At 66.0% G+C, this 23,430-nt stretch carries 21 protein-coding genes and 2 pseudogenes; 15 read left to right on the top strand and 8 right to left on the bottom strand.

Annotated features, from left to right (window positions below):
- The 4 genes from G6N54_RS22540 to G6N54_RS22555 are packed head-to-tail and all read left to right on the top strand — an operon-like array spanning position 1 to position 3,979.
- Complete coding sequence (locus G6N54_RS22540) at positions 1–1,578, top strand: methylmalonyl-CoA mutase family protein (protein ID WP_163792128.1); 1,578 nt, start codon at positions 1–3, stop codon at positions 1,576–1,578.
- Positions 1,579–2,007 (top strand): cobalamin-dependent protein, encoded by a 429-nt coding sequence (locus G6N54_RS22545; RefSeq protein ID WP_163792130.1) that lies wholly within the window; start codon positions 1,579–1,581, stop codon positions 2,005–2,007.
- Positions 1,989–2,945 carry an LLM class F420-dependent oxidoreductase gene (locus G6N54_RS22550; RefSeq protein ID WP_163792132.1) on the top strand — a complete coding sequence of 319 codons (957 nt, stop codon included), beginning with the start codon at positions 1,989–1,991 and terminating at the stop codon, positions 2,943–2,945. The genes G6N54_RS22545 and G6N54_RS22550 overlap by 19 nt, the downstream gene beginning before the upstream one ends.
- A complete protein-coding gene (locus G6N54_RS22555; protein ID WP_163792134.1) occupies positions 2,942–3,979 on the top strand; it encodes a CaiB/BaiF CoA transferase family protein in 1,038 nt (345 codons plus the stop codon). Before G6N54_RS22550 ends, G6N54_RS22555 begins: the two co-directional genes overlap by 4 nt.
- A gap of 46 nt (positions 3,980–4,025) precedes the next feature.
- Here G6N54_RS22555 and G6N54_RS22560 read toward each other — a convergent pair whose 3' ends face one another.
- Genes G6N54_RS22560 through G6N54_RS22570 form a run of 3 tightly spaced genes read right to left on the bottom strand, consistent with a single transcriptional unit; the run spans position 4,026 to position 5,969 of the window.
- Positions 4,026–5,291, bottom strand: a complete 1,266-nt coding sequence (locus G6N54_RS22560) for an amidohydrolase family protein (protein ID WP_163792135.1) — start codon at positions 5,289–5,291, stop codon at positions 4,026–4,028.
- Between the two features lie 40 nt (positions 5,292–5,331).
- Complete coding sequence (locus tag G6N54_RS22565) at positions 5,332–5,646, bottom strand: DUF4286 family protein (protein WP_163792136.1); 315 nt, start codon at positions 5,644–5,646, stop codon at positions 5,332–5,334.
- A 20-nt stretch (positions 5,647–5,666) separates the two neighbouring features.
- The gene (locus G6N54_RS22570) at positions 5,667–5,969 is read right to left on the bottom strand and encodes a 2Fe-2S iron-sulfur cluster-binding protein (protein WP_232072924.1); all 303 of its coding nucleotides are present in this window, start codon (positions 5,967–5,969) and stop codon (positions 5,667–5,669) included.
- A gap of 178 nt (positions 5,970–6,147) precedes the next feature.
- Between G6N54_RS22570 and G6N54_RS22575 the strand changes: the two genes are divergently transcribed.
- From G6N54_RS22575 to G6N54_RS22590, 4 genes and pseudogenes are all read left to right on the top strand, one after another.
- Positions 6,148–7,563 (top strand): class I adenylate-forming enzyme family protein, encoded by a 1,416-nt coding sequence (locus G6N54_RS22575; RefSeq protein WP_163792140.1) that lies wholly within the window; start codon positions 6,148–6,150, stop codon positions 7,561–7,563.
- A pseudogene (locus tag G6N54_RS22580) lies at positions 7,541–8,445 on the top strand (acyl-CoA dehydrogenase family protein). Before G6N54_RS22575 ends, G6N54_RS22580 begins: the two are co-directional and overlap by 23 nt.
- Positions 8,432–9,529, top strand: a complete 1,098-nt coding sequence (locus tag G6N54_RS22585) for an acyl-CoA dehydrogenase family protein (RefSeq protein WP_163792143.1) — start codon at positions 8,432–8,434, stop codon at positions 9,527–9,529. Before G6N54_RS22580 ends, G6N54_RS22585 begins: the two are co-directional and overlap by 14 nt.
- A 1-nt stretch (position 9,530) precedes the next feature.
- Positions 9,531–10,298 (top strand): enoyl-CoA hydratase/isomerase family protein, encoded by a 768-nt coding sequence (locus G6N54_RS22590; protein WP_163792144.1) that lies wholly within the window; start codon positions 9,531–9,533, stop codon positions 10,296–10,298.
- Positions 10,299–10,335: 37 nt separating this feature from the next.
- On the opposite strand, the gene mbp1 is transcribed toward G6N54_RS22590, so the two are convergent.
- Both mbp1 and G6N54_RS22600 read right to left on the bottom strand, forming a co-directional pair.
- Complete coding sequence (gene mbp1 / locus G6N54_RS22595) at positions 10,336–10,578, bottom strand: microaggregate-binding protein 1 (protein WP_163792146.1); 243 nt, start codon at positions 10,576–10,578, stop codon at positions 10,336–10,338.
- Positions 10,579–10,719: 141 nt separating this feature from the next.
- Positions 10,720–11,589: a proline iminopeptidase-family hydrolase gene (locus G6N54_RS22600; protein ID WP_163792147.1), complete on the bottom strand. Its 870-nt coding sequence runs from the start codon at positions 11,587–11,589 to the stop codon at positions 10,720–10,722.
- Positions 11,590–11,814: 225 nt separating this feature from the next.
- Here G6N54_RS22600 and meaB point away from each other — a divergent pair, with 225 nt between their 5' ends.
- Positions 11,815–12,702, top strand: coding sequence for a methylmalonyl Co-A mutase-associated GTPase MeaB (meaB, locus tag G6N54_RS22605; RefSeq protein ID WP_163792149.1), 888 nt, complete (start codon positions 11,815–11,817; stop codon positions 12,700–12,702).
- A 127-nt stretch (positions 12,703–12,829) separates the two neighbouring features.
- Positions 12,830–13,729 carry a thiamine pyrophosphate-dependent enzyme gene (locus tag G6N54_RS22610; protein WP_179969112.1) on the top strand — a complete coding sequence of 300 codons (900 nt, stop codon included), beginning with the start codon at positions 12,830–12,832 and terminating at the stop codon, positions 13,727–13,729.
- Here the strand turns inward: G6N54_RS22610 and G6N54_RS22615 are convergent.
- The gene (locus G6N54_RS22615) at positions 13,722–14,375 is read right to left on the bottom strand and encodes a response regulator (protein WP_163792152.1); all 654 of its coding nucleotides are present in this window, start codon (positions 14,373–14,375) and stop codon (positions 13,722–13,724) included. The genes G6N54_RS22610 and G6N54_RS22615 overlap by 8 nt on opposite strands.
- Before the next feature lie 112 nt (positions 14,376–14,487).
- Between G6N54_RS22615 and G6N54_RS22620 the strand changes: the two genes are divergently transcribed.
- Positions 14,488–15,705 carry a sensor histidine kinase gene (locus G6N54_RS22620; RefSeq protein ID WP_163792154.1) on the top strand — a complete coding sequence of 406 codons (1,218 nt, stop codon included), beginning with the start codon at positions 14,488–14,490 and terminating at the stop codon, positions 15,703–15,705.
- A 114-nt stretch (positions 15,706–15,819) separates the two neighbouring features.
- Here G6N54_RS22620 and G6N54_RS22625 read toward each other — a convergent pair whose 3' ends face one another.
- Together G6N54_RS22625 and G6N54_RS22630 are read right to left on the bottom strand one after the other, a co-directional pair.
- Complete coding sequence (locus G6N54_RS22625) at positions 15,820–17,433, bottom strand: FAD-dependent oxidoreductase (protein ID WP_163792156.1); 1,614 nt, start codon at positions 17,431–17,433, stop codon at positions 15,820–15,822.
- Positions 17,434–17,447: 14 nt separating this feature from the next.
- The gene (locus G6N54_RS22630; protein ID WP_163792158.1) at positions 17,448–18,125 is read right to left on the bottom strand and encodes an IclR family transcriptional regulator; all 678 of its coding nucleotides are present in this window, start codon (positions 18,123–18,125) and stop codon (positions 17,448–17,450) included.
- A gap of 126 nt (positions 18,126–18,251) precedes the next feature.
- On the opposite strand from G6N54_RS22630, the gene G6N54_RS22635 reads away from it, so the two are divergent.
- From G6N54_RS22635 to G6N54_RS22650, 4 genes and pseudogenes are all read left to right on the top strand, one after another.
- Complete coding sequence (locus G6N54_RS22635; RefSeq protein ID WP_163792160.1) at positions 18,252–19,115, top strand: alpha/beta fold hydrolase; 864 nt, start codon at positions 18,252–18,254, stop codon at positions 19,113–19,115.
- Positions 19,115–20,839: pseudogene (locus tag G6N54_RS22640) on the top strand (bifunctional 3-(3-hydroxy-phenyl)propionate/3-hydroxycinnamic acid hydroxylase). Before G6N54_RS22635 ends, G6N54_RS22640 begins: the two are co-directional and overlap by 1 nt.
- Positions 20,787–21,704 carry a 3-carboxyethylcatechol 2,3-dioxygenase gene (locus tag G6N54_RS22645; RefSeq protein WP_232072925.1) on the top strand — a complete coding sequence of 306 codons (918 nt, stop codon included), beginning with the start codon at positions 20,787–20,789 and terminating at the stop codon, positions 21,702–21,704. The pseudogene G6N54_RS22640 and the gene G6N54_RS22645 overlap by 53 nt, the downstream one beginning before the upstream one ends.
- Positions 21,705–21,715: 11 nt before the next feature.
- On the top strand, positions 21,716–23,413 hold the full coding sequence (locus G6N54_RS22650) for an FAD-binding protein (RefSeq protein ID WP_163794903.1): 1,698 nt from the start codon (positions 21,716–21,718) through the stop codon (positions 23,411–23,413).
- Positions 23,414–23,430 lie beyond the last annotated feature (17 nt).

Raw genomic sequence — 23,430 nt, forward strand, 5'->3', positions numbered from 1 at the left:
ATGGATAATATGGCCCACAGTCCCTCCGGCATCCCGCTGCAGCCCGTATACGGGCCAGCGGATAGGAGCGCGGAGCCGCCGGCGCCCGGAGAGTTCCCCTTCACGCGGGGCAACTTCGCGTCCGGCTACCGAGGCAAGCTGTGGACTTTCCGGCAGTACTCCGGCTTCGGCACCGCCGAGGAATCCAACCGCCGCTACCGATACCTGCTCGATCAGGGCGGAACCGGGCTGTCGGTGGCGCTCGACCTGCCCACCCAGTGCGGATACGACTCCGACGACCCCGAGTTCGGCGAGGAAGTCGGCCGGGTCGGCGTCGCGGTCGACACCCTGGCGGACTTCGAGATCTTGTTTGACGGCATCCCGCTGGACAAGCTCAGCACGAGCATGACGATCAACGGGACCGCGGCGATTCTGCTGGCGTTCTACGTCGCCGCCGCCGAGAAGAAAGGGATCCCGCGGGCCAAGCTCACCGGCACCATCCAGAACGACATCCTCAAGGAGTACGCCTCGCGCGGAACCTGGATCTGGCCGCCGGAACCGTCACTGCGGCTGATCGCCGACACCATCGAGTTTTGCGCGGCCGAGGTCCCGAGATTCAACGCAATTTCGGTGGCCGGTGCGCATTTCCGCGACGCGGGCGTCAACGCGGTGCAGGAGATGGCGTTCACCTTGGCCGACGGGGTGACGTATTGCGACACCGTGGTGGAGCGCGGTCGCATGACGATCGACCAATTCGCCCCGCAGATCTCGTTCTTCTTCTACACCCACGGCGACTTCTTCGAGGAGATCGCCAAATACCTTGCGGGGCGCCGACGTTGGGCGACCATCGTGCAGGAGCGATACGGCGCGAAAAGCGAAAAAGCGGCGATGTTTCGCTTCGGCTGCGTCTGCGGGGGCGCGTCGCTGTACGCGCCGCAAGCGCACAACAACATCGTCCGGGTCGCCTACGAGGCGATGGCCGCGGTACTGGGGGGTGTGCAGTCGATGTTCACCGCGGCCTGGGACGAGCCGTTCGCCCTGCCCACCGAGGAAACCACGACTCTGGCGCTGCGGACCCAACAAATCCTGGCGCATGAAACCGGCGTGGCCAGCGTCGCCGACCCGCTGGGCGGCTCATATTTCGTCGAGGCGCTCACCGACGCCACCGAGGCCCGCATCATCGAGATCATGTCCGACCTCGAGCGGCACGGCGGTATGGTCCAAGCGATCGAGGACGGCTACCTGCAGGGCCTGATCGCCGACGAGGCCTTCAACATGCATCAGCACGTCGAAGCCGGTACCCGCCCGGTGGTCGGGGTCAATCGGTTCGTGACCGAGGAGCCCGAACCCGACGTGGTCACCTATGAGCTCGACGCCGAAGGGCGTGATCTGCAGCTCAAGCGGCTATCCAAGGTTAAGACCGAAAGAGATTCGGCCGCGGTCGAATCCACCCTTGCGGCACTGTCGCGTGGCGCCGAGGGCGGCGACAACCTGATGCATAAACTGATCGACTGTGCCAACGCCTATTGCACGGTCGGGGAGATGGTCTCCGCACTCAAGGTGGTATGGGGCGAATTCCAGCAACCGGTGGTGTTCTAGATGGCGGTAAGAATTCTGGTCGCGAAACCCGGCCTCGACGGGCACGACCGGGGCGCCAAGATCGTGGCCCGCACCTTGCGTGACGCCGGATTCGAGGTCATCTACACCGGTATCCGTCAGCGCATCGAAGATATCGCGTCGATCGCGGTCCAGGAAGACGTCGCCGTCGTGGGCCTGAGCATCCTGTCCGGTGCGCATCTGGCGCTCACCGCCCGGACCGTCGAAGCGTTGCGCGCCGCCGACGCCGCCGACATCGCCGTCGTCGTCGGCGGAACCATCCCGCACGCCGACGTCCCCAAACTCGTCTCCGCCGGTGCCGCGGCGGTGTTTCCCACCGGCACACCGCTGGAAACCTTGGTGCGCGAAATCCGCGCGCTGACCGGCACTCCCGATCCAGTCACGGAGGAACCATGCGCGTCGGAGCGATGATCGGCGCCGAGCGGGGCGACATGGCCCGCAAGGTGGACAAGCTGATCTCCGATATCGAATGGGCCGAATCCGCGGGGCTGGACACCGCGTGGATGCCGCAGGTACCCAACGACTTCGACTGCCTGACCATGGTATCGCTGATGGCCGCGCACAGCTCACGCATCGAGCTGGGTACCGCGGTGGTGCCGCTGCAGGCGCAGCATCCGATTGCTCTTGCCCGCCAAGCGCTCTCGACGCATGCCGTGGCTGCCGGGCGCTTGGCACTGGGTGTTGGACCGTCGCACCACTGGATCGTCCGCGACATGCTCGGCTTGCCGTATGAGAAGCCGGCTGCCTACACCCGCGACTACCTGCAGGTGCTCAACGCCGCGATCGCCGGCCCGGGATCGGTTGACGTCGAGAACGACTCGTTCACGGTGCACAACCCGATGGCGATCGGGGCCGATACCCCGATGCCGGTCCTGGTCGCCGCGTTGGGTCCGGTGATGCTGCAGATCGCCGGTGAACTCGCCGACGGCACCGTGTTGTGGATGGCCGACGAACGCGCGATCGGTGATCACATCGCGCCGAAGATCACCAAGGCCGCGGCGGACGCCGGTCGCCCCGCGCCGCGGATCATTGCGGGTATCCCGGTATGCCTCTGTGCGCCTTCCCAAGTCGACGACGCGAAAGAGCGGGCCAACCGCATCCTGGGCGAGGCGGAGGTGTCGCCCAACTATCAGCGGTTGCTCGACCGCGGCGATGCCCACGATGTCGGTGATCTGTGTGCGGCCGGCGACGCGGAACAGATTCTGCGGCGATTCCGCGCTTTCGCCGACGCCGGTGTGACCGACTTGTCGGTACGCCTGCTGCCGATCGGTGACAACCGGGATGAGCTGGTCGCTTCCAAGCGCCGCACCCGCGAAGTGATCGCCTCGCTCGCGGCGGAATTGCGTTGACTGCCAGCTTCACCGGGCCGCTGGCAGGCATACGGATCCTGGAAGTCGGCACCATGCTGGCGGGTCCGTACGCCACCATGCTGCTCGCGGACCTCGGCGCCGAGGTCGTCAAGATCGAACCCCGCGGCGGCGAAATCTCGCGCAGCGTCGGCGCCACCTACTTCGCCAGCATCAACCGCAACAAGTCGAGCATCGCGCTGGACCTGAATTCCGATGTGGGACAGCAACGGTTGGGTGAACTGGTCGCCGAGTCGCAAGCGCTGCTGGTGAACCTGAAGCCGTCGGCCATTCGGCGGCTGGGGCTCACCTATGACGCGCTGCGCCGGCACAACGAGCGGATCGTCTGCGTCGCGATCACCGGGTTCGGGCTGTACGGCGGCGACGACCCGGCCTTCGATTACGTGGTCCAGGCCGGCGTCGGGACCGCCGCCCTGACCGGCGACCCGGACGGCCCGCCGACGCTACCCGGTTACTCCTCGGCCGACAACTCGACCGGAATGACCGCGGCGCTGGGCCTTTTGGCCAAGATCATCTCCGGAACCGGTGGACAGGTCGACGTGTCGCTGCGCGACGTAATGCTGTCACAGCTGAACTATCACGCATCGGCGTACCTCAACAGCGGCGTCGAGCCGCGGCGCCGGCCGTGCGGCGCGCACTCCTATTACGTTCCGGCCCAGCTTTTTCCGACCGCGGACGGGTATCTGGCGCTGTTCATCACGCACGACGGCTTCTGGAAGTCGTTTGCGGCCGAGGCGGGCATCGGGGGCTTCGAGACGATGGCCGAGCGGGTCGCTCGCCGCGACGAAGTGCTGGCCGTGGTCACCGCGATGCTGGCAACCGATACCGCCGCCGGATGGGAACGACGACTGCGACCGCTGGGAGTGCCCGCCGCGGCGGTGCGCACGCTGCCCGAAGCGCTCGAGGCGACGCCGGAAGTGGTTGTCACGGCCGGAGATTTTCGGCTCGTCGGCAGCCCGATCCACATCTCCGGGTATGAACCCGACTATCGGCCGCCGCCGGACCTGCCGGAATAGCGACCTTTGCCGCCGAGTGCGCGGCCAGCCGCGCGTTCGCTGCGGACTACCGCGCTACGGCGGCCTGCCTCTCCGCGAAGAGGCGTGCCCACTCGGCGCGCGGCCGGATGGATACGTCCACGTCGGTCGCCTTGGCGCGCAAGGCCTTTACGGTCGCCTGCTCGCGCGGAGTACGGGCGAACGGGTCCCAGCTGAAGAACCGGCTGGCGTTGCCCCAGGTGATCTTGTTGATGTCGGAATCCGACGCGCCCGCAGCAGTCAGCTCGGCCAGCACCTGCTCGGGTGCATCGGGCCAGAAGCAGTCCGAGTGCGGGTAGTCGCACTCCCAGGCGATGATGTCGATGCCGATCTCGTGGCGCAGCTTCAGCGACGTCTTGTCGGTGACGTAGCAGGCCAGCGAGTGCTCGCGAAACACGTCGCTGGGCAGCTTGGCGCCGAAGTCACGGCGCAGCCACTTCTGGTTGGTGTAGTGGCGGTCGCTGCGGTCCAGATAGAACGGAATCCAGCCGATGCCGCCCTCGGAGAAGGCGAACTTCAGGTCCGGATAGTTGCGCATCGCGGGACCCCACAACAGATCCTGCGCGCACATCGCCGAAACCTGGGTGGCCAGAATGATCATGTTGTCAATCGGCGCGTTGGGAGCCATGCTGATCGCCCCGAATCCGGTGCCGATGTGCAGACACATCACCACGTTCTCTTCGGACAGCGTGCGGAACACCGGGCCCCAGTAGTCCTCGTCGTGGTAGCTCGGAAGTCCTTCCAGATGCGGCAATTCCGGCATCGTCACCGCCCGGCAACCCTTGGCGGACACCCGGCGGATCTCATCGCACATCGCCTGCGGATTCCACGTCGGCAAAATGGCGATCGAGATGAAGCGGTCCGGATAGGAACCGGCCCACTCGTCGATGTGCCAGTCGTTGTAGGCCGACACCATCACCAGCGTCGCTTCCTCGCGGTGCATGTTGAGGTGCCGCGCGGAGAAACCGGTGAACGTCGGAAAGCACATCGACGCCAGGATGCCGTTGCGGTTCATGTCCCGAACGCGTTCGTGCACGTCGTAGACGCCGGGGCGCATCTCGGCGAAACCGGCTGGGTCGCGGCCCCATTCCTCGGCCGGCCACGACACCACGGCATTCAGTCCGCTCACGCCCTGCGGCCTGCCCTGGTACATCCACTGGTCGACGCCCTTGGCGTCGACCACGACGACCGGGGCCTCGGGCTTGTACTTGGCGGGTACGTGGCGCAGGAACATATCCGGCGGCTCGACCACGTGGTCGTCGATGCTCACCAGGATCAGGTCACCGGCATCCATCAAGCTTTCCTCTTCCCTGCAGCGGCACAGCCGAATTCGGCTAGCCGTCGACTTCGGTCGTCGTCTCCAGTAGCCGCGGGGTCGGCGCGGGATCGAGCAGCAGCGCGTCGGACATCGTCAGCTTGCCCGCGTTGGCGATCATGTTGTCCAGGACGGCCTGCAGATCGTCGCCCTCGATCTCATAGATGGCGACATAGGGGCCCTCGCCGTCGACCGGGCGCAGCCGCCGGGCCGAGACGATCCCGTCCAGAGCCACCAGTTCGGGCAGATGGACTTCGTCGTACCAGGTGTTGTACTCCTGCTCGCGCTCGGGCGAACTGGGCCGACTCTCCACAAGCAGGATGCCCTTGGACATCAGAAGCCACCTCTCTGTGACTACTCGTAGCGCACCGTGACGGAAGCCGTATCGGGTACACCCTGGCACGTCAGAATGTAGCCGTCGGCCACTTCGTCGTCGTCGAGAGCGTCGTTGATCCGCATGGTCGCGTGCCCGTCCTCGAGGCGAGCCATGCAGGTGCCGCAATTGCCGGCCTCGCAGTTGAAGGGGGGATCTAGGCCGGCACGCCGTGCGCTCTCCAGCAGCGTTTCGCCGGGAACCAACGCCACCGTCGCCTTCTTGCGCTCCAGGTGGATCGTCACCGTGCCGGGCTCGGCGCCGTTTGTCGTGGGATCTGCCACCCTCGGAGTCTCCTCGGTCGTCGCGGTGAGCGCCGCCTGCTGGAACGCGTCGGGTCCACCGTGGCGGCCCCACCCGCGCTTGCGTTCTTCAGTATAGAGAATACTATTCTCGCTAGCCGATAGCATCTCTCTACTGCGCCGATGTCGGGTCAGCCTGGCCTGCGGGGAAGGACAGGACGTGACCGAGCCGGCCGCGCTCGCGTTTGAGGAACGGCACTACAGCCTGCCTCAGCTCGACATGATGGCCAACAGTCTGGCCGCGGCCCTGGGCAAAAGCGGTGTCACCGCGGGTAAGCGAGTTGCCGTCATGTCGTCGAACCGGCCTGAGTTCGTCGCCGTCCTGCTGGGGATCTGGCGGCTGGGTGCCACGGCGGTGCTGATCAGTCCCGCCTGGAAACGCGACGAGGTCGACCACGCGCTGGCGTTGACCACCCCCAGCCACGCGGTCGGGGACCATCCGGTATTGGGCGGACTGATGCCGATGGTGCACCTGGATGATCCGGTCATCCCCGGCGAGCCCATCGCGCTGTCGGGGCCACCGCCCGCCGATGCGGTGCTGGTCTTCAGTTCGGGCACCACCGGTCTGCCCAAGGCCGTTCGGCATACCCACGCCGCACTGGCCGACGCGGTGCGGCACTGGCGCGACGCGTTGCAACTCACCCGGCAGGACCGGATACAGGTCGCCACGCCGCCGTCTCACATCCTCGGTCTGCTCAACATCGTCTCCGCGCTGCGGACCGGCGCCTGGCTGCGGCTGCACCGCCGCTTCGATGTCGATCGGATGCTCGACCACATCGAAAACGACCGCATCACCATAGAAATGGCGGTCGCGCCGATCGCGCTGGCCATGGCCGCGCATCCAACCCTCGAGTCGTACGATTTGTCGTCGTTGCGCTACATCATGTGGGGCGCAACGCCGGTCAGCGCTAGCGTCGCCGAGACCGTCACGCGACGCACCGGCGTCGGATGGCTGCCGGCATACGGCACCACGGAACTCCCTGTCATTGCCTGCAATCCGATCGACGGCGCCCGGCTCGACTCCGTCGGGCGCCCAGTGCCGGGGGTGGCGCTGCGGGTCGTCTCACTGGAGACCGGTCTGCCGGTCGGCGCGGGCGAGGTCGGTGAGATCCAGGCGCGGTCAACCTCGCTGATGGCGGGCTATCTGCCGGGCGGCGCGACGGACGAGGCGATGTGCGACGGTTGGTATCGAACCGGGGACGTCGGCTGGCTTGACGCCGATCGCTGGCTGCGGATCACCGACCGCCTCAAGGAGATGATCAAGGTGCGCGGCTTTCAGGTCGCGCCCGCCGAAATCGAGACTGTGTTGCACGGGCACCCCGACGTGAAAGACTGTGCGGTGTTTGGAATTCCGGACGGGATCAACGGTGAAGCCGTCGTCGCCGCGGTCGCCACGCGGGCTGCCGGCGACATGGAAGCGGTCGCCGCCGACCTCACCACCCGGGTGGAGGAGAAGCTGGCGTCTTACAAACATCTGAGCCGGGTCGTGTTCGTGCCCGATATCCCTCGCCTGCCGTCGGGCAAGGTGCTGCGCCGAGTGCTGAAGGAGCGCTATGGATGTACGTCTGACAGCTGAACAGCAACAGTTGCGTGATGCCGCTGCGAAACTGGCCGACGATCTCGGGCCGGCCACGGTGGCCGACCTCGCCGACGACAGCCGAATCACCAGGCTGGACAAGCAGATTGCGGCGACGGGCTGGCGCTCGCTGCGCTCCGATGGGGCCTCCGCCGTCGAAGTCGCCATTGTCGCCGAGGAATTCGGGCGCCGGTTGGTCGACACCCCATTCCTCGGTCCGGTACTGGCCGACGACTTCGCGCACCGTATCGGAGGCGATGCCGGCGGCGCGACGGTGGCCGTCGACGATCGCGCGATCGACGCGCGTGGCGCCCGGCGCGCCCTGTCGCTCGCCGGCAACACGGTGGCGGCCGTAGACGTCGGCGCCGTACGCACCGGTGCCGACTTGACCAGAGCCGAAGCCGAATTGGCGGGTTCTCCCGAGACACTCGGCGAGCTGGTGGACGACGCGGCGGCGCGCTGGTACGCGCTCGCGTTGGTCGCCACGTCGGCGGACCTGGTCGGAATCGCCCGGGGTGCGCAGGCCGTCGCCTGCGACTACGCGAAAATTCGGGAGCAGTACGGCAAGCAGATCGGCTCATATCAGGCCGTCGCCCACCTGCTGGCCGAAAGCCTTGCCCTGATTGAAGGTTCGGTCAGCGTGCTACGCCACGCCGCGTGGGGCGTCGACGAACTCGAGCCGGCGCAGGCCATCCAGGCCGCCCAGATCGCGAAGGTCTACTGCGCGCGTGCCACCAGAACCGTCTGTGAGACCGCGGTCCAGGTCCACGGCGGCATCGGCAATACCTGGGAGTGCATCGCGCACGTCTACCTGCGCCGCGCCCTGACGTCGACAGAGTTGTGGCCGTCACGTTGAAGGAGATCGATCTTGGACTTTCGTGACTCACCCGAAGAGGCGGCCTTCCGTGAGCGACTGCGCAGCTGGCTTTCGGCGCACGCCAAGGAATACTCCGGTACGGGCGACGAGTACTGGGAGCGGATGGCCGGCTGGCATCGTGCCCTGTATGAGAACGGCTTTTTCGGCCTGTCCTGGCCACGCGATTGGGGTGGACAGGACCTAGCGCCGGTGTACGACGTCATCGTCGACGAAGAGCTGGTGCGCGCCGGCGCGCCGCCACGCCCCAGCGTCGGCTACCTGGTGTACGGCATCGGCGAACACGCCGGCGACGAGGTCCGGAAACGCTTCCTGCCCGGCATCATCAACGGCACCGAGCGCTGGTGCCAGGGTTTCAGTGAACCCGGAGCCGGTTCAGATCTGGCGTCGCTGACCACCACCGCGACCCGCGACGGCGACAACTACGTCATCCATGGGCACAAGATCTGGACCAGCTATTCGGATGTGGCCGACTGGTGTCTACTACTGGCCCGCGCCGATCCCGATGCGAAGCGGCACCGGGGTCTGTCAGCATTCGTGATCGCGATGAAACAGCCCGGCGTGCAACAACGTCCACTGCAGATGATGAACGGCGTCACCAACGAATTCGGTCAGGTGTTCTTCGACGGTGCCACGGTTCCGGCCGCCCGAATGGTCGGTGCTCCCGGTGACGGCTGGGCGGTGGCGATGACCGTCGTCGGACACGAACGCGAACCCTCCACCCTCGGCTACGCGGCCCGCTACGGCAAGCTCGTCCGACAACTGTTGACGCACTGGGTTGATCGCGAAGGTCCGATTCCTGAAGAGCTGGCCTGGGCGGCGGTCCAGTCGGACATGCTGACCCACCACGTGCGGCGGCGGTTGTCCGAACAGCTGGACGGGGTGTCGCACGGGTCGGAAGGCTCGCTGGACAAGCTGCTGATGACCTGGGTCGAGCAATCCGTGGGCCACGCCGCACTGGCGGTCGCCGGGATCCGTGATCCCGACCTGCTGAGCGCCTACCTGTACAGCCGTGCGCAGAGCGTCATGGGCGGGACATCGCAGATACAGAAAAACATCATCGCTTCACGCATCTTGGGATTGGGAGTCTGACGTGTACGACATGCCTGCTGAAATCGACGTCCGCGCCGACGGTGCGCTGCGGATCATCACGCTGAATCGGCCGGATTCGCTGAACTCGGTCAACGACGATCTGCACTCCGGGCTGGCACGGATATGGCAACGGTTGACCGATGACCCTACCGCCCGCGCCGCGGTGATTACCGGTGCGGGCCGGGCTTTTTCGGCTGGCGGCGATTTCGGTTATCTCGAGGAACTTTCCAACGACGCCGACCTGCGGGCGAAAACCATCCGTGACGGTCGCGAGATCGTGTTGGGCATGGCGCGGTGCCGAATTCCCGTGGTGGCGGCCGTAAATGGGCCTGCCGTCGGTCTGGGTTGCAGCCTGGTCGCGTTGAGCGACATCGTCTACATCGCCGAAGACGCCTACCTCGCCGACCCGCACGTGCAGGTGGGTCTGGTGGCCGCCGATGGCGGGCCGCTGACCTGGCCGCTACATATCAGCCTGCTGCTGGCCAAGGAGTACGCCCCGACCGGCACCCGCATCAAGGCGCAGCGTGCCGTCGAACTGGGGCTGGCCAACCATGTGGCGGCCGACCCTGTCGCGGACGCAATCGCTTGCGCCAAAAAGATTTTGGAGTTGCCGCAACAGGCGGTCGAAAGCACCAAGCGGGTGCTCAACATCCACCTGGACCGGGCGGTGCTGGCAAGCCTGGACTATGCCCTCTCGGCCGAAAGCCAGTCGTTCCTGACCGAGGACTTCCGGGCCAACGTCGCCAAGTTCAACGCCGCCAAGAACTGAGCCGCACCTCGCGGCTCAGTCCTTTGGGCGGGCGGGACTAGCTCTTAGCCGCGGCCTTCTCGCGGGCTTCGGCCGTCTTCTCCGCCCCACGCGCGGCCTCGGCCTGGGCCTCTTTCTTGGCCACATCGCGCTGCGCCTTGGCCTTGTCCTGCTGGGCGCGGCCTTCCTTGCGGAGACCTTCGTGGCTGATCAGGATGCCGACGATCTCCTTGGTCTTGCCGATGGCGTCTTCGATGACGCCCTTGATGCCTTCCACGATTCCACTGTCGCGGTCACTCATAATGGAGCCCCCTTCGTGAGAAGTTGTTGGTCTAGTGACCCGTACCCGGACAAGCGGGCTCAGCAACGTTTTAATCGGCGCGTCCGGTGTGGTGTCGGTCACGGTCCGTGTTGACCAGCTGCAACGGCTTTCGATCCGGCCTCAAAGATCGTGGTGTCGCAAGAAGTCCCGCATCACTTCGTCGAACCGGTCCGGTTCTTCGATGAACGGCATGTGAGAACTCGACTCGAACAACTCATACCGTGAGTCCTTGATGCGCTGGTGCATTTCCCACATGTGCTCGTGGTCGCATTCGTCGTACCTGCCCGCGACGACGAGGGTCGGCAGGGCGATCTCGATCAATCGGTCGAAGACGTCCCAGCTGCTGACGTTGCCGACGATGCGAAAGTCGCTGGGGCCGAACATCGTTTCGAAAATTTCCGCGCCCATCCGGATGAACGCTTCCTGAAGTTCCGGCGGCCACGGGTGAACCCTGCACAGATACGTCTCGTTCCAGGTGCGGATTGCGTCCTGGTATTCCGGCGAGTGTGTTGTGCCGGCGGCCTCGTGTCGGTCGATGGCGGATTGGGTGTCCGCGTCCAAGTCGCGTTTGAGCCGGGCGACCATGTCCGAAAACGCGGGTATGGACGAGATGCTGTTCGAGATCGTCAGGCTGGCGGCGGTGGACGGGACGTCGAGCAGGTACTGCTGGGCCAGCATTCCGCCCCACGAGTTGCCGAACAGGTGGAAGCGCTCCAGGCCGAGCGCACCGATCACGGCGTCCATTTCGGCGACCGAGCGTTCCACCGTCCAAAGTTCGGTGTTCGACGGGCATTCGGAGTTTCCGCAGCCGAGCTGATCCCAGAAGATGACCTCGCGTTCATCGGCCAGGCGTTGCAGCGAAAGCAAATAGTTGTGCGGGACGCCGGGCCCGCCGTGCACTGCCAGCAGCGGAAGGCCCGGACCACCGCCGACGCGCTTGAACCAAACATTTCCGCCCGGAACCGCGATGGTCCCCTCCGACTGAGCCATGGCTGCCCGCCGCCTCCCTACGTTTGAAAGAGCAGTGTCCGCGGATAGGACGAGATCGTAGTCCGCGTCCCTTTCGGCCAGGTGGCACATGCTTGCAACGAACACTCTCATTCTGAGAGAATCTTGTTCTCGTGACTCTGCGGCCGGCTCTCACGTCCGCGCTGCGCCGTCTGAACTGGAGAAGCCTGTGATCGTGCCCGCCCCGCGCGTCTCCATAATGTGTTCATGACCCTCGCCGACTTAATCGCCGCAGCGCGCAACGGATCTCAGCGCGCGGCGGGTCGGCTGCTCAGCCTCGTCGAGGGCGAGCAGCGCGACGAGGTGCTGGCAAGCATCGGTCCGGCAAGCGCGCTGACGGTGCGTGTCGTCGGCATTACCGGACCGCCCGGCGCGGGTAAATCGACGACGGTCGCGGCCCTGGTCGGCGCCTACCGGGAGCGTGGCTGCCGGGTAGCCGTGCTGGCTGTGGACCCCTCGTCACCGTTCAGCGGCGGTGCGATATTGGGTGACCGCATTCGAATGGCCGCGCATATCAACGACTCTGACGTGCTGATCCGTTCGGTGGCAAGCCGCGGACACCTTGGGGGTCTGGCCGCGGCGGTCCCGGCGGCCATCCGTCTGCTGGGCGCGATCGGTTACGACATGGTGCTGCTGGAAACAGTGGGGGTGGGGCAGTCGGAGATCGAGATTGCGGCCGTCGCCGACCCCACGATCGTCATGCTCAACCCCGGAGCGGGAGACGCTGTCCAGGCCGCGAAGGCCGGCGTGTTGGAAGTCGCCGACATCGTGGCGGTCAACAAGGCCGACCGCGAAGGCGCCGAACAGACCGTGCGGGATCTGCGGGCCGAGACCAAGGCTCCGATCGTCAGCCTGATCGCCGCCCGGGGGGAGGGTGTCGACGCCCTGGTCGCCGCGATCGACGATCATCACCGCACCGATAGCCGGGAGCGCCGGGTGGCGCGCGCCCGTGCGCAAATCCTTTCCCTGGCCCAGAGCCAGCTGCGGGCTCAGCCGGATCTCGACGGGCTCGCCCAGTCGGTGGCCGACGGACAGGACGACCCCTATTCGGCCGCTGCGGGACTGCTGTTGCGCGCAGGCCAGGATCAGATCTGATCCTCGCCTGTCCCCCAATCGGGGGAATGGGCGTTCATCTGGATTCGGGCCCGATCGGCGGAGGTTTGCCCAGCTAAACCGGCCTAACTTAACTCTTGTATCCACGACGAGTTAGGAGACCCCCAAGATGACTCGCACACCCGAACTGTCAGCGGCACGGTTACGCGACCAGCTGGAGTTGTACCGCCAAATGTGGGTCTTGCGCCTGCTCGACGTGGCGGTGGAGGAGTTGCGCATCGACGGTCGTCTCAACCAGCCCGTGCAGGCCGCCTGCGGCCAGGAGGCGGTAGCCATCGGCACCGCCGCGGCACTGCGCCCGGGCGACGTCATGACCACTGGCATCATCCACTTGCAGCACGCCCAGCAGGTCGGTTGCTCGCTGCCCCTGGGCCCGGCCATCGCCGCGCTGATCGGCCCCGGCTTCGGTCCGGACAGCGACGAGGACGCTCCGTTCGCGGCTTCGATTCGCGGTTTGTCCGCCTCCTCGAGAGCCCTGCAGCAGTCACCGCTGCTGGCCGTGGGTCACGCCTACGGTAAGCAGTTGATCGACGATGGCAGGGTCACGGTGTGCGCCATGGGAACTCGTGATGTGAAGTCCGCCGATTTCACCGAGGCCGCGCAGATCGCGGTGTCCTGGCGGCTTCCGGTCGTGTTCGTCATCGAGAACGCACGTCAGGCCACCGACGTGGCCGATTACCACGGCATGCCGGTGCTCTCGGTCGACGGCAACGACGTTGAGGCGGTTCGTAACTCGGTTGTCGAAGCAGTGCGGCGGGCGGGCGCGGGCGAAGGTCCCGTTTTGGTGCAGGCGGTGACCCAGCGTCCGAATGGTGTCTCCTCGGTGGACCCCCTGGTCTTCGAAAGGCAGCGCCTGATCAGCGACGGCGTCAGTGCCGGTCACCTCTACGAGGTGGAGCGCCGGGCGCGCCACCTGGTCGCCGAGGCCGAGGCTCACGCGAGGGCGATGTTGTGGGAAGAGGAGCCGGCACCGATTCGGGAGCCGGAAGTGTGGCCGGCCGCTAGTTGAGCAGACCTTGCCGCATTGCCTCAGCGACAGCCGCCGCCCGATCGCTAACCCCGAGCTTCTCGTATAGCCGCTGCACGTGCGTTTTGACCGTGGACGGCGCCACGAACAGCTCGCCGGCGATCGCGGGGATGCTTTGACCGCGGGCGATCCGATTGAGCACCTCGCGTTCCCGAGCGCTCAGCACGGGAGCCGAGGGTTCGGCTCGCTGCCGGATCTGCGCGGCAAGGCCGCCGGCAAGCGAGGGGGCCACCACGTCGTTTCCGCTTGCGCAATCGAGGACGGCTTTGACGATTTCGGTGCGCGTCGAGTCCTTGAGCAGAAATCCGGCAGCACCCTGCTGCAGCGCTTGGTACACGATCGCCGCCTCGTCGTGTGCCGACAACAGCAGCACGCGGGTGGGCAATTCGTTGCTGCGCACCGCCGCGGCCACTTGCGCGCCATCCATGCCGGGCATCCGGTAGTCGAGCAGCGCGACATCGGGGCGGTGCTCCTTGATCAGCTCGAGCGCCTGCGTGCCGTCGTCCGCCTCGCCGACGACGTTCACCTCACCGCTGAGCGCCAGCGCGCGCACAACGCCTTCACGGAAGAGCGGGTGGTCGTCGCCGACGACGACGCGGACCTTCTCGGGCGTTGCTCCGCCAGTCATGGCGCACAGCTTAGCGGGTTAGGGCAAAGGTGAAGTGGGAGTTCGGGGCTTCTTGCTGCGCATTTCCTCTAGTTGCGGCGGGGGGACCGACATCCATGAGTACGGTGATCGGGTGACGCAGATAGGCGACGCGGAACTGCAGCGAGCACGCAGGGTTCATCAGCTGCGTTCGTACCGCATCGCGGCGGTGATCCGGATCGGCGTGTTGGGGCTGATGATCGCCGCCATGATCATCGGAACGCCCCGGTATGAATGGCGCCAGCAAAGCGTATTGATAATCCTGTACGCGGTTATCGCACTCTGCGCTCTCGCGCGCGAGTTCTCTCCGTTTCAATGGCTCGAGCGGGGACGCTTGATCGGGATCGGTCGACTCGAGCCTTTCGGATTCACCGTCATCGATGTCGTGACGGTGACGGTGTTTCAGGTGTTGTCTACCGACAGCATCGATCCACTTCTGATCATGATGTTGCTCCCCATCTTCATCGGCCTTGATGTCTCGTCGCGGCGTGCGGCGGTGGTGCTGGCCTGCTCGATGATGGGGTTTCTCGTTGCGGTGCTTCAAGATCCATTGATGCGACACGAATTCGGACTTTCCGAGTGCCTGTTTCGGTTTGCGCTCTACGCCGGTCTCTGCGGCACGGCCTATCTGGCCGTACGCATGGAGGAGCGGCACACTCGCGCCATCGCGGGACTAAGCGCGCTGCGGGAAGAATTGCTCGCCCAGACGATGACCGCGTCCGACGTGCTACAGCGCCGCATTTCGGAATCCATTCACGACGGACCGCTGCAAGATGTCCTGGCCGTGCGCCAGGAGGTCGTCGAGATCAGGGCCGCCTACCCCGGCGACGACCGTATCGAGCGTGCGCTCGCCGGCCTTCAGACCGCTTCGCAGAGCCTGCGGCAGGCCACTTTTGAGTTGCATCCGGCGGTGCTCGAGCAGGCGGGTCTAGGAGCCGCGGTGCAGGAGTTGGCCTCCTACACTCAGCGACGTTCGGGCATCGAGGTCAGCACCGATATCGACTACCCGATCCGCGACGAGATCGACCGGATCGTCTTCGGCGTGGTTCGCGAACTGCTGTCCAATGCCGTGCACCACTCGAAGGCCAAGCACGCATCCGTCACGCTCGGGGTCACCGACCGCAGATGTGTGCTGAACGTGACCGACGATGGTGTTGGATTCGACGCCGAGACCAGGGCGCGCCGCCTGGGCGAGGGCCACATCGGATTGGAATCGCATCGGACGCGGGTGGATGCGGCCGGCGGTATCTTCCTCTTCCTCGATACCCCGGTGGGCACTCACATCTGTGTGGAAGTGCCGCTGAAGTCGTGAAAAGCGGCGTCCTCCGGGTGCGCGCTCGCGAGACTTAATGTACTGCGGCCCTGCCCGTATGAATCTGCCCGGCGTGTCCTCGCAATGGATTGAGTGTCGCGAAGGCGTGATGTGCTACCGCAGGTCGGCGGACTTGCCGGTGGCGGCTGCATAGCCCGCGCGGTAGCCGAAAACCATTGCCGGACCGATGGTTCCGCCGGCACCGCCGTAGGCCCGTCCGGTCGCTCCGGCCATCGCATTGCCCGCGGCGAACAGGCCGCCGATGGGCTCCCCGTTGACGTGCAGCACGCGGCCGTCGTGGTCGGTGCGTGGTCCGCCCTTGGTGCCCATCGCGCCGATGCTCACCGGCACCGCGTAATACGGTGCGGTGTCGATCGGGCCGAGCGTCTTACCGGCCGCCGTGGTGGCGCTGTCGTCGCCCCAATAGCCGTCGTACGCACTGGAACCGCGGCCGAAGTCGGGATCGGCGTCCGCGGCGACGTGACGGTTCCATTCCTCGATCGTGCGGATCAGGCCATCAGCGTCGATACCGGCCTTGTCGCCCAGTTCGTTGAGGTCCGCGGATTCACAGAACCAGTCGGGAACCGGCTCGCCGGGGGCGATCCCCAGAAAGCCGTAGCGCTGCAAGTGAACTGAATCGAACACGATCCAGCCGCGATCGTTGACGTATCCGCCCCGAGGATCCAGGTAGTGAAATGCGCCGGCCATCGAGTTGTAATCGCATGCCTCGTTGACGAATCGGTGCCCGGCCTGGTTGACGATGATGCTTCTGGGCCGCGTTCGCTCCAGCCGCACGCTGCGGCTGCGCTGGTTCCCTTCGATGGTGTCGCCGGGGATCTGCACGATCGGGACCCACCACGCCTCGCCCATGTTGGCCAGATCCGCGCCGTGTGCCATCGCCATGCGCAACCCGTCGCCGGTGTTGTTCGGCGGCGAGACCGCACCGTGCATCGGGCCGCGCAGGAAGGCCTGCACCCAACCCGGATTCCATTCGAAGCCGCCGACACCCAGGACGACCCCGCGGCGCGCACGCACGTTGATCTGCTTACCGCCCGGGGTAATTCGGACACCGACGATCTCGCCTTCCTCGGCGACGAGTTCCTCGGCCCGGGCGTTGGTGTGCGGTGTCACCCCGGCGTCGAGTAATCCCTTTAGCAGCCCCGCGATCAGCGCGGTGCCGGCGACGCAGAGGTCGCTGTCTTCCTCGGCAATGACGTGCAGGCGCGCCCGCGTTTCGGCATCGATACCGACGTTGGACCAGTCGGCGGGAAACGACGTGATCCGGCCGCCCCATTCGCCGAGTTCGCTCAGGTCGAACGGCCCGGCGCTCAGCGAACGGCCGCCAGTTGGTTGTCCGCCTGGCAGCTCCGGGCGGTAATCGGCGAATCCTTCGGCAATGTCGAAGCGCAGGCCACTATGTCTTTCGACGAATTCCAGCATGATGGGGCCGGTCCGCACGAACGTCTCGACCAGGGCGTCGTCCATCGTGCCCAGAGACTGCGCGCGCAGGTACCGCAACGCGTCGGCTTCGGTCAATTCGCCGTCGGGAGAACGATTATGGGCTGGAATCCACACGACGCCACCGGACACCGCGGTGGTCCCGCCGACGGTCGGGGCCTTCTCGAACACCTCGACCGAGGCGCCGGCAGCGACGGCGGAGAGCGCGGCGGTGAGCCCGGCCCCGCCGGTGCCCAGCACCACCACGTCGACTTCGGAATCCCAAGACATCAACGGCAATCCCTTCAGCTCAGCAGCTCGGACAACTGCTTCGCGGCTTTGACGGCCGCATCCCTGCCACGTAGCACCACGTCTTCCCGATGGGAGATGAGGTTGATGCACGTCGGCGGCGACGGCGCCGGGCGGTGGACGGCCACGGCCAGGCCGTACGTGTTCGGTTCGATCTCGCCATAGGTGCTCACCCAGCCGCGCTCGCGCGCGCGGGACACCAGGTCCCGTTCACCCGGGCGTGGGGGCAGGCTTGCGAGCAGCGCGATTCCGGCGGCGCCGCGCTCCAGCGGGTACCGGCTGCCCTCATGGAAGGACAGCTGGTAGGCGACGTGGGTCGGCACGATCACCGCGACGGCCACCTGCTGATCGCCCTCGGCGACGAGCAATGACACGGTGGTGCCCAGTTCGTCGGCCAGGGCGCGCAGCGTCGGCAGACTCAGTTGGCGCACATTGCGGTCAAACGAGGCGCCGAGCACCGCGAGGCCGGCGGCCGGCCGGTATCGCCCGTCTTCTCCCTTGGCTACCAAGCGGAATTGGACCAGCGTCGACAGCAGGCGATAGGCGATGGTCCGGTGCACCCCGACCTGTTCAGCCAGCTGCTGGACGGTCAGTCCCGTCGGGGAATCCGCCACCATTTGCAGGGCGGTGAGTCCCCTGGCCAGCGTTTGCGAGCCGGTACCCGAACCCGTCACAGCCTTGACATACCTCCAGGAGAGAGCGAAGCTCTTTATATAACGCACCAATATGTGCGATATATGCACACGAGGTAAGTCTAAAACGAGAATCAGATTTCCACCAGTGGTAGGCGGAGAGGATCCGTGGCCGAGTTCGAGAGCATCTGGAGCGATCTCCAGGGTGTCGCGTTTGAGCAGGGCTATCTCGACGCCGGGGGAGTCCGGACCCGCTACCTGCGCGCCGGTGATCCCGGCAAGCCGGTACTGGTGCTGCTGCATGGATCCGGCGGCCACGCCGAGGCGTACGTGCGCAATCTGGGCGCCCACGCCGAGCATTTCTGGACCTGGTCGATCGACATGCTCGGTCACGGATATACCGACAAGCCGCGCCACCCGCTGGAAGTCGGCCACTACGTCGAGCACCTGATGGCCCTGCTGCGCACCGTCGGCGTGGACCGCGCCTACCTCAGCGGCGAATCGCTCGGCGGGTGGGTGGCCGCGCGCACCGCGGTCGATCATCCGGATGTGGTTGAGCGACTGGTGCTTAACACCGCCGGTGGCTCCCAGGCCGATCCCGTGGTGATGCAACGGATCATCACGTTGTCCATGGCGGCCGCCGAGAACCCCGCCTGGAAAACGGTGCAAGCCCGCATCAAATGGCTGATGGCCGACAAGTCCAAGGACTACGACGATCTGGTCGCCAGCCGCCAACGGGTATACCGCCAACCGGGATTCGTCTCCGCGATGAGCGACATCATGGCGTTGCAGGACCCCGAGATTCGCGCCCGCAATATTCTGGGGCCGGCGGAGTACGGCTCGATCGTGGCGCCGACGCTGGTGCTGTGGACCAGTGACGGTCCCACCGCCGACGTGACCGAGGGACGCCGGATGGCGTCGATGATTCCGGGCGCGCGGTTCGAGGTGATGCCTGGCTGTGGCCACTGGCCGCAGTATGAGGACGCCAAGACCTTCAACCAGCTGCATCTCGATTTCCTGCTGGGACGCTAATGGCAACCGACGGGCACAGGCAGGCAGCGATGGATCTCGACGTCGTGATCGTCGGCGCGGGCCCGGTCGGTTTGACCCTGACCAATATCCTTGGTGCCCAAGGTGTTCGCACCCTGCTGGTCGACGAGCGCGACTCGCTGATCGACTACCCCCGCGGGGTCGGCCTGGACGACGAGTCGTTGCGGACCTTCCAGTCGATCGGTCTGGTCGACCGCATCCTGCCGCACACGGTCCCCAACCAGATCCTGCGCTTCGTCGACGGTAAGCAGCGGGTGCTTGCCGAAATGGCGCCGCCCGACGCGCGTTTCGGCTGGCCGAAGCGCAATGGGTTCGTCCAGCCGCTCGTCGACGCCGAATTGCTCACCGGTCTGGACAGATTCGAGTGTGTCGAGGTGTGCTGGAGCCGGCCGATGACGGCCTGCGCCGAAACCGACGACGGCGTCACGGTCGAACTCGGCGGCGAGGGCGGCAGCTCCACGGTGCGGGCCCGCTACGTGGTGGGCTGCGACGGCGGGCGGAGCATGACCCGCCGGGTGATGGGCGTGTCCTTCGACGGGACGACGTCGTCGACGCGCTGGTTGGTGGTCGACATCGCCAACGATCCGCTGGGCCATCCGAACAGCGAGGTGGGCGCCGACCCCGAACGTCCGTACGCCTCGATTTCGATCGCGCACGGAATTCGCCGGTTCGAGTTCATGATTCACGCCGACGAGACCGACGAGCAGGCCGAGGATCCGGCGTTCCTGGAGCAGATGCTGGCCCGCATGGTGCCGCAGCCCAACCGGGTCGACGTGATCCGGCGCCGCGTGTACACCCACCACTCGCGAATCGCCGGGGCGTTCCGCAGCGGCCGGCTGCTGCTCGCCGGGGACGCCGCGCACCTGATGCCGGTGTGGCAGGGGCAGGGCTACAACAGCGGCATCCGGGATGCGGCCAACCTGGGCTGGAAGCTGGCCGCGGTGGTCAACGGCCGGGCCGACGACAAATTGCTGGACACCTACGACATGGAGCGCCGCAAGCACGCGCGGGCCATGATCGATCTCTCCACGATGGTGGGCCGGGTCATCTAGCCGACCAACCGCAGGGTGGCAAGCGTTCGCGACGTGCTGGTGCGTTCGGCGTCAATTGTGCCGAGGTTCAAGCGATATGTGCTTGAGATGCGGTTCAAGCCGATGCCGCGTTACGAACACGGCGCGGTCGTCCATTCGGCGAATCCCAAAGGACCGCCTGGCACCGCATCGCCGGTCGGCACGCTGTTCATCCAGCCCAGGGTCGATACCCGGACCCAGCAGGATGTGCTGCTGGATGACGTGCTGGGCCCGTGGTTCGCCGTGCTGTGCTGGAACAACAACCCGCGCAAGATCCTCGGCGACGAGGCCTTCGCGAAGTGGAAAGCGTTGGGCGCCCGCTTCGTTGCGCTGCGGCCGCTGACGCAGCTGCACTGGCCCGGGCACGACGATCCGGATGTCGTCGTGGTGGGCGATCGCACCGGTGAGCTCAAGTCCTGGTTCGACGTGCATTCCGAATCGGTGGTGTTCCTGCGTCCCGATCGCTGCATCGCGGGCGCCTGCATCGCCCAGCTCTCGCCCGAGCTCAGCGCGTCGCTACTCGATGCCCTCACCCTTATCCCGGGAGGGGGTGATGTCGACAGTGGCAATGGCTCTGTGCTGTATGTCCCACAGCCCGCTCCTGAATCTTCCGGGGCCATCGCGGGACCTGCTTGACGACATCGAAGGCGCCATCGCGCAGGCTCGGGATTTCGTTCACGATTACAACCCCAAACTGGTCGTCATCTTTTCTCCGGATCACTACAACGGATTCTTCTACAAGGCGATGCCGCCGTTCTGTATCGGACTGAACGCCAATGGAGTTGGCGATTACGGAACCCAGGCCGGTCCGCTCGACGTCCCGACCGATCTGGGCCTGCAGTGCGCCGAGGCCGTCCTCGACGCGGGCATCGACGTGGCGGTATCGGCCAGCATGGACGTGGACCATGGGACCGTCCAGCCGCTGGAGAAGCTATTCGGGGACGCGACGGCGCGTCCCGTGATACCGGTCTTCATCAATGCGGTGGCGGTGCCGCTGGGACCGCTGGATCGATGCCGCGCGTTGGGCGCGGCGGTCGGAACCTATCTGGCGACGCTGGATAAGCGGGTCCTGGTGATCGGGTCCGGTGGACTCTCGCACAGCCCACCGGTGCCGACGCTGGCGACCGCGCCGGACGCGGTGCTGGAACGCATCGTGCAGGGCCGGCCGATGACGCCCGAGCAGCGGCAAGCCCGCCAGGTTGCTGTCGTCGAGGCGGCCCAGGCGTTTGCCGGGGGCGAAAGTGATCTGCAACCGCTCAATCCCGCGTGGGACCACCGCTTCTTGGAGATCATCGACGCCGGCCGGCTCGATGAGTTCGACCTCTGGTCGAACGCGTTCGTGCGCTACGAGGGCGGCACCTCCGCGCACGAAGTCCGCACCTGGATCGCGGCGTTCGCCGCGCTGGAAACCGCGGGCGAATACGAGACGGCGTTGCGGTACTACAAACCGGCCGAGGAACTGATCTCCGGATTCGCGATCAGGACGGCGATGCCGGCATGACGGGCGTGGAGATGAACGGCTTCGATCATGTGGTCGACGTGCTGATCGTCGGGTCCGGCGGTGGCGGCATGGCTGCCGCCCTGACCGCGCGCGCGTCCGGGCTCGACGCGCTGGTGATCGAAAAGGCGTCCTTTTTCGGCGGTTCCACCGCCTTGTCGGGTGGCGGCATCTGGGTACCCGGGGCGCCCGCACAACGCCGGGAGGGCTGCTCCCCAGATCCCGAGGGCGTGGTCGAATACCTACTCACGATCACCGAGGGTCTAGTCAGCGAGGCACGCATCCGGCAGTACGTCGAGTCCGCGCCGAAAATGCTCGAGTTCCTCGAAGGGCTTTCCGGATGGTTCGAGTTCGTCTGGAAGCCCGACTATGCCGACTACTACCCGGAATTGCCGGGTGCCTCCAAGCTGGGCAGCACGATCAACGTGCCGGCCATCGATCTGCGGAAGCTCGGTGTCGACGAGCGGCTGATGCTCAAACCGCTGGCACTTGCTCCCCGGGGAATCTGGCTGGGGCCCAAGGATCTTCGGACCTTCTACCGGATCAGGCAGTGGTGGGCCGGCAAGGGTGTGCTGCTGAAGCTGGTCTGGCGGATGTTCAAGGCGCGCGCCTTCAACGAGCGGATGGCCGCGATCGGCCAGTCGCTGGTCGCACGGTTGCGGCTGGCGATGCGGGAGAACGGCATTCCGCTGTGGCTGGACGCGCCGATGACCGAGTTGATCACCGATGCCGACGGATCGGTCACCGGAGTGGTGCTCGAGCGCGACGGTGCCAAGCAACGCATCGGTGCGCGCCGCGGCGTCATCCTGGCTTCCGGGGGTTTCGACCACGACCTTGCCCGGCGTAAGGAACAGCTACCCGAGGTGGACCAGGACTGGAGCTTCGGCAATCCCGTCGCGATGGGCGACGGCATCAGGGCCGGCGAAAAGATAGGCGCCGCAACCGACCTACTCGACGAGGCGTGGTGGTTTCCGGCCATTCAATGGCCGGACGGCCGAATGCAATTCATGCTCAACGAGCGGATGATGCCCTCGCAGTTCATTGTCAACGGCGACGGTAAGCGTTTCATCAACGAGGCCGCCCCGTACATGGATTTCGGCCACGCCATGGTCGACGGGCAGAGATCCGGTGTCACCCACATCCCGTGCTGCCTGATCACCGATCACCGGTCGTGGAATCGCTACGTCGTCGGCGGCCACCTGCCGCTGCCGAAGATTCCCGGTGCACCGGTGCCGACTGGGCGCAAGGTCCCCGCGGCCTGGCTGGAGTCTGGCGTGGTCAAATCTGCGACCACCTGGGACGAAATGGCCACCAAGATCGATGTCCCGGCAGCCGAACTTCGCTCCACCGCAGCTCGTTTCAACGAGCTCGCGCGCCGGGGTCACGATGACGACTTCAACCGAGGAGACAGCGTCTACGACAACTACTACGGCGATCCGACCCTGCCGAACCCCAATCTGTATCCGTTGGGTGACCCGCCCTACTACGCGTTCCGCATCGTTCTCGGCGACCTCGGGACGTCGGGCGGTCTACTGACCGACGAATACGCCCGCGTGCTGCGGCCCGACGGTGCGATCGTGCCGGGGTTGTACGCGGTGGGTAACACCTCAGCGCCGGTGATGGGCCGCAGCTATGCGGGCGCCGGGGCGACCATCGGGCCCGCGATGACTTTCGGCTTTGTCGCCGCGAAACACCTTGCCAGCCAAGACTAGTCTCTTGAGGAGGTAAC

Origin of the sequence: Mycobacterium stomatepiae, from assembly GCF_010731715.1 — a bacterium.
Classification (GTDB): domain Bacteria; phylum Actinomycetota; class Actinomycetes; order Mycobacteriales; family Mycobacteriaceae; genus Mycobacterium; species Mycobacterium stomatepiae.

Excerpts from the sequence above, each read along its gene's own strand:
- G6N54_RS22560 (WP_163792135.1), bottom strand. The coding sequence starts at position 5,291 with ATGGATGCCGGTGACCTGATCCTGGTGAGCATCGACGACCACGTGGTC.
- meaB (WP_163792149.1), top strand. The coding sequence starts at position 11,815 with ATGACCCTCGCCGACTTAATCGCCGCAGCGCGCAACGGATCTCAGCGC.
- G6N54_RS22610 (WP_179969112.1), top strand. The coding sequence starts at position 12,830 with ATGACTCGCACACCCGAACTGTCAGCGGCACGGTTACGCGACCAGCTG.
- G6N54_RS22540 (WP_163792128.1), top strand. The coding sequence starts at position 1 with ATGGATAATATGGCCCACAGTCCCTCCGGCATCCCGCTGCAGCCCGTA.
- G6N54_RS22550 (WP_163792132.1), top strand. The coding sequence starts at position 1,989 with ATGCGCGTCGGAGCGATGATCGGCGCCGAGCGGGGCGACATGGCCCGC.
- G6N54_RS22650 (WP_163794903.1), top strand. The coding sequence starts at position 21,716 with ATGAACGGCTTCGATCATGTGGTCGACGTGCTGATCGTCGGGTCCGGC.
- G6N54_RS22645 (WP_232072925.1), top strand. The coding sequence starts at position 20,787 with ATGTCCCACAGCCCGCTCCTGAATCTTCCGGGGCCATCGCGGGACCTG.
- G6N54_RS22600 (WP_163792147.1), bottom strand. The coding sequence starts at position 11,589 with ATGGCTCAGTCGGAGGGGACCATCGCGGTTCCGGGCGGAAATGTTTGG.
- G6N54_RS22625 (WP_163792156.1), bottom strand. The coding sequence starts at position 17,433 with ATGTCTTGGGATTCCGAAGTCGACGTGGTGGTGCTGGGCACCGGCGGG.
- G6N54_RS22545 (WP_163792130.1), top strand. The coding sequence starts at position 1,579 with ATGGCGGTAAGAATTCTGGTCGCGAAACCCGGCCTCGACGGGCACGAC.
- mbp1 (WP_163792146.1), bottom strand. The coding sequence starts at position 10,578 with ATGAGTGACCGCGACAGTGGAATCGTGGAAGGCATCAAGGGCGTCATC.
- G6N54_RS22565 (WP_163792136.1), bottom strand. The coding sequence starts at position 5,646 with ATGTCCAAGGGCATCCTGCTTGTGGAGAGTCGGCCCAGTTCGCCCGAG.
- G6N54_RS22615 (WP_163792152.1), bottom strand. The coding sequence starts at position 14,375 with ATGACTGGCGGAGCAACGCCCGAGAAGGTCCGCGTCGTCGTCGGCGAC.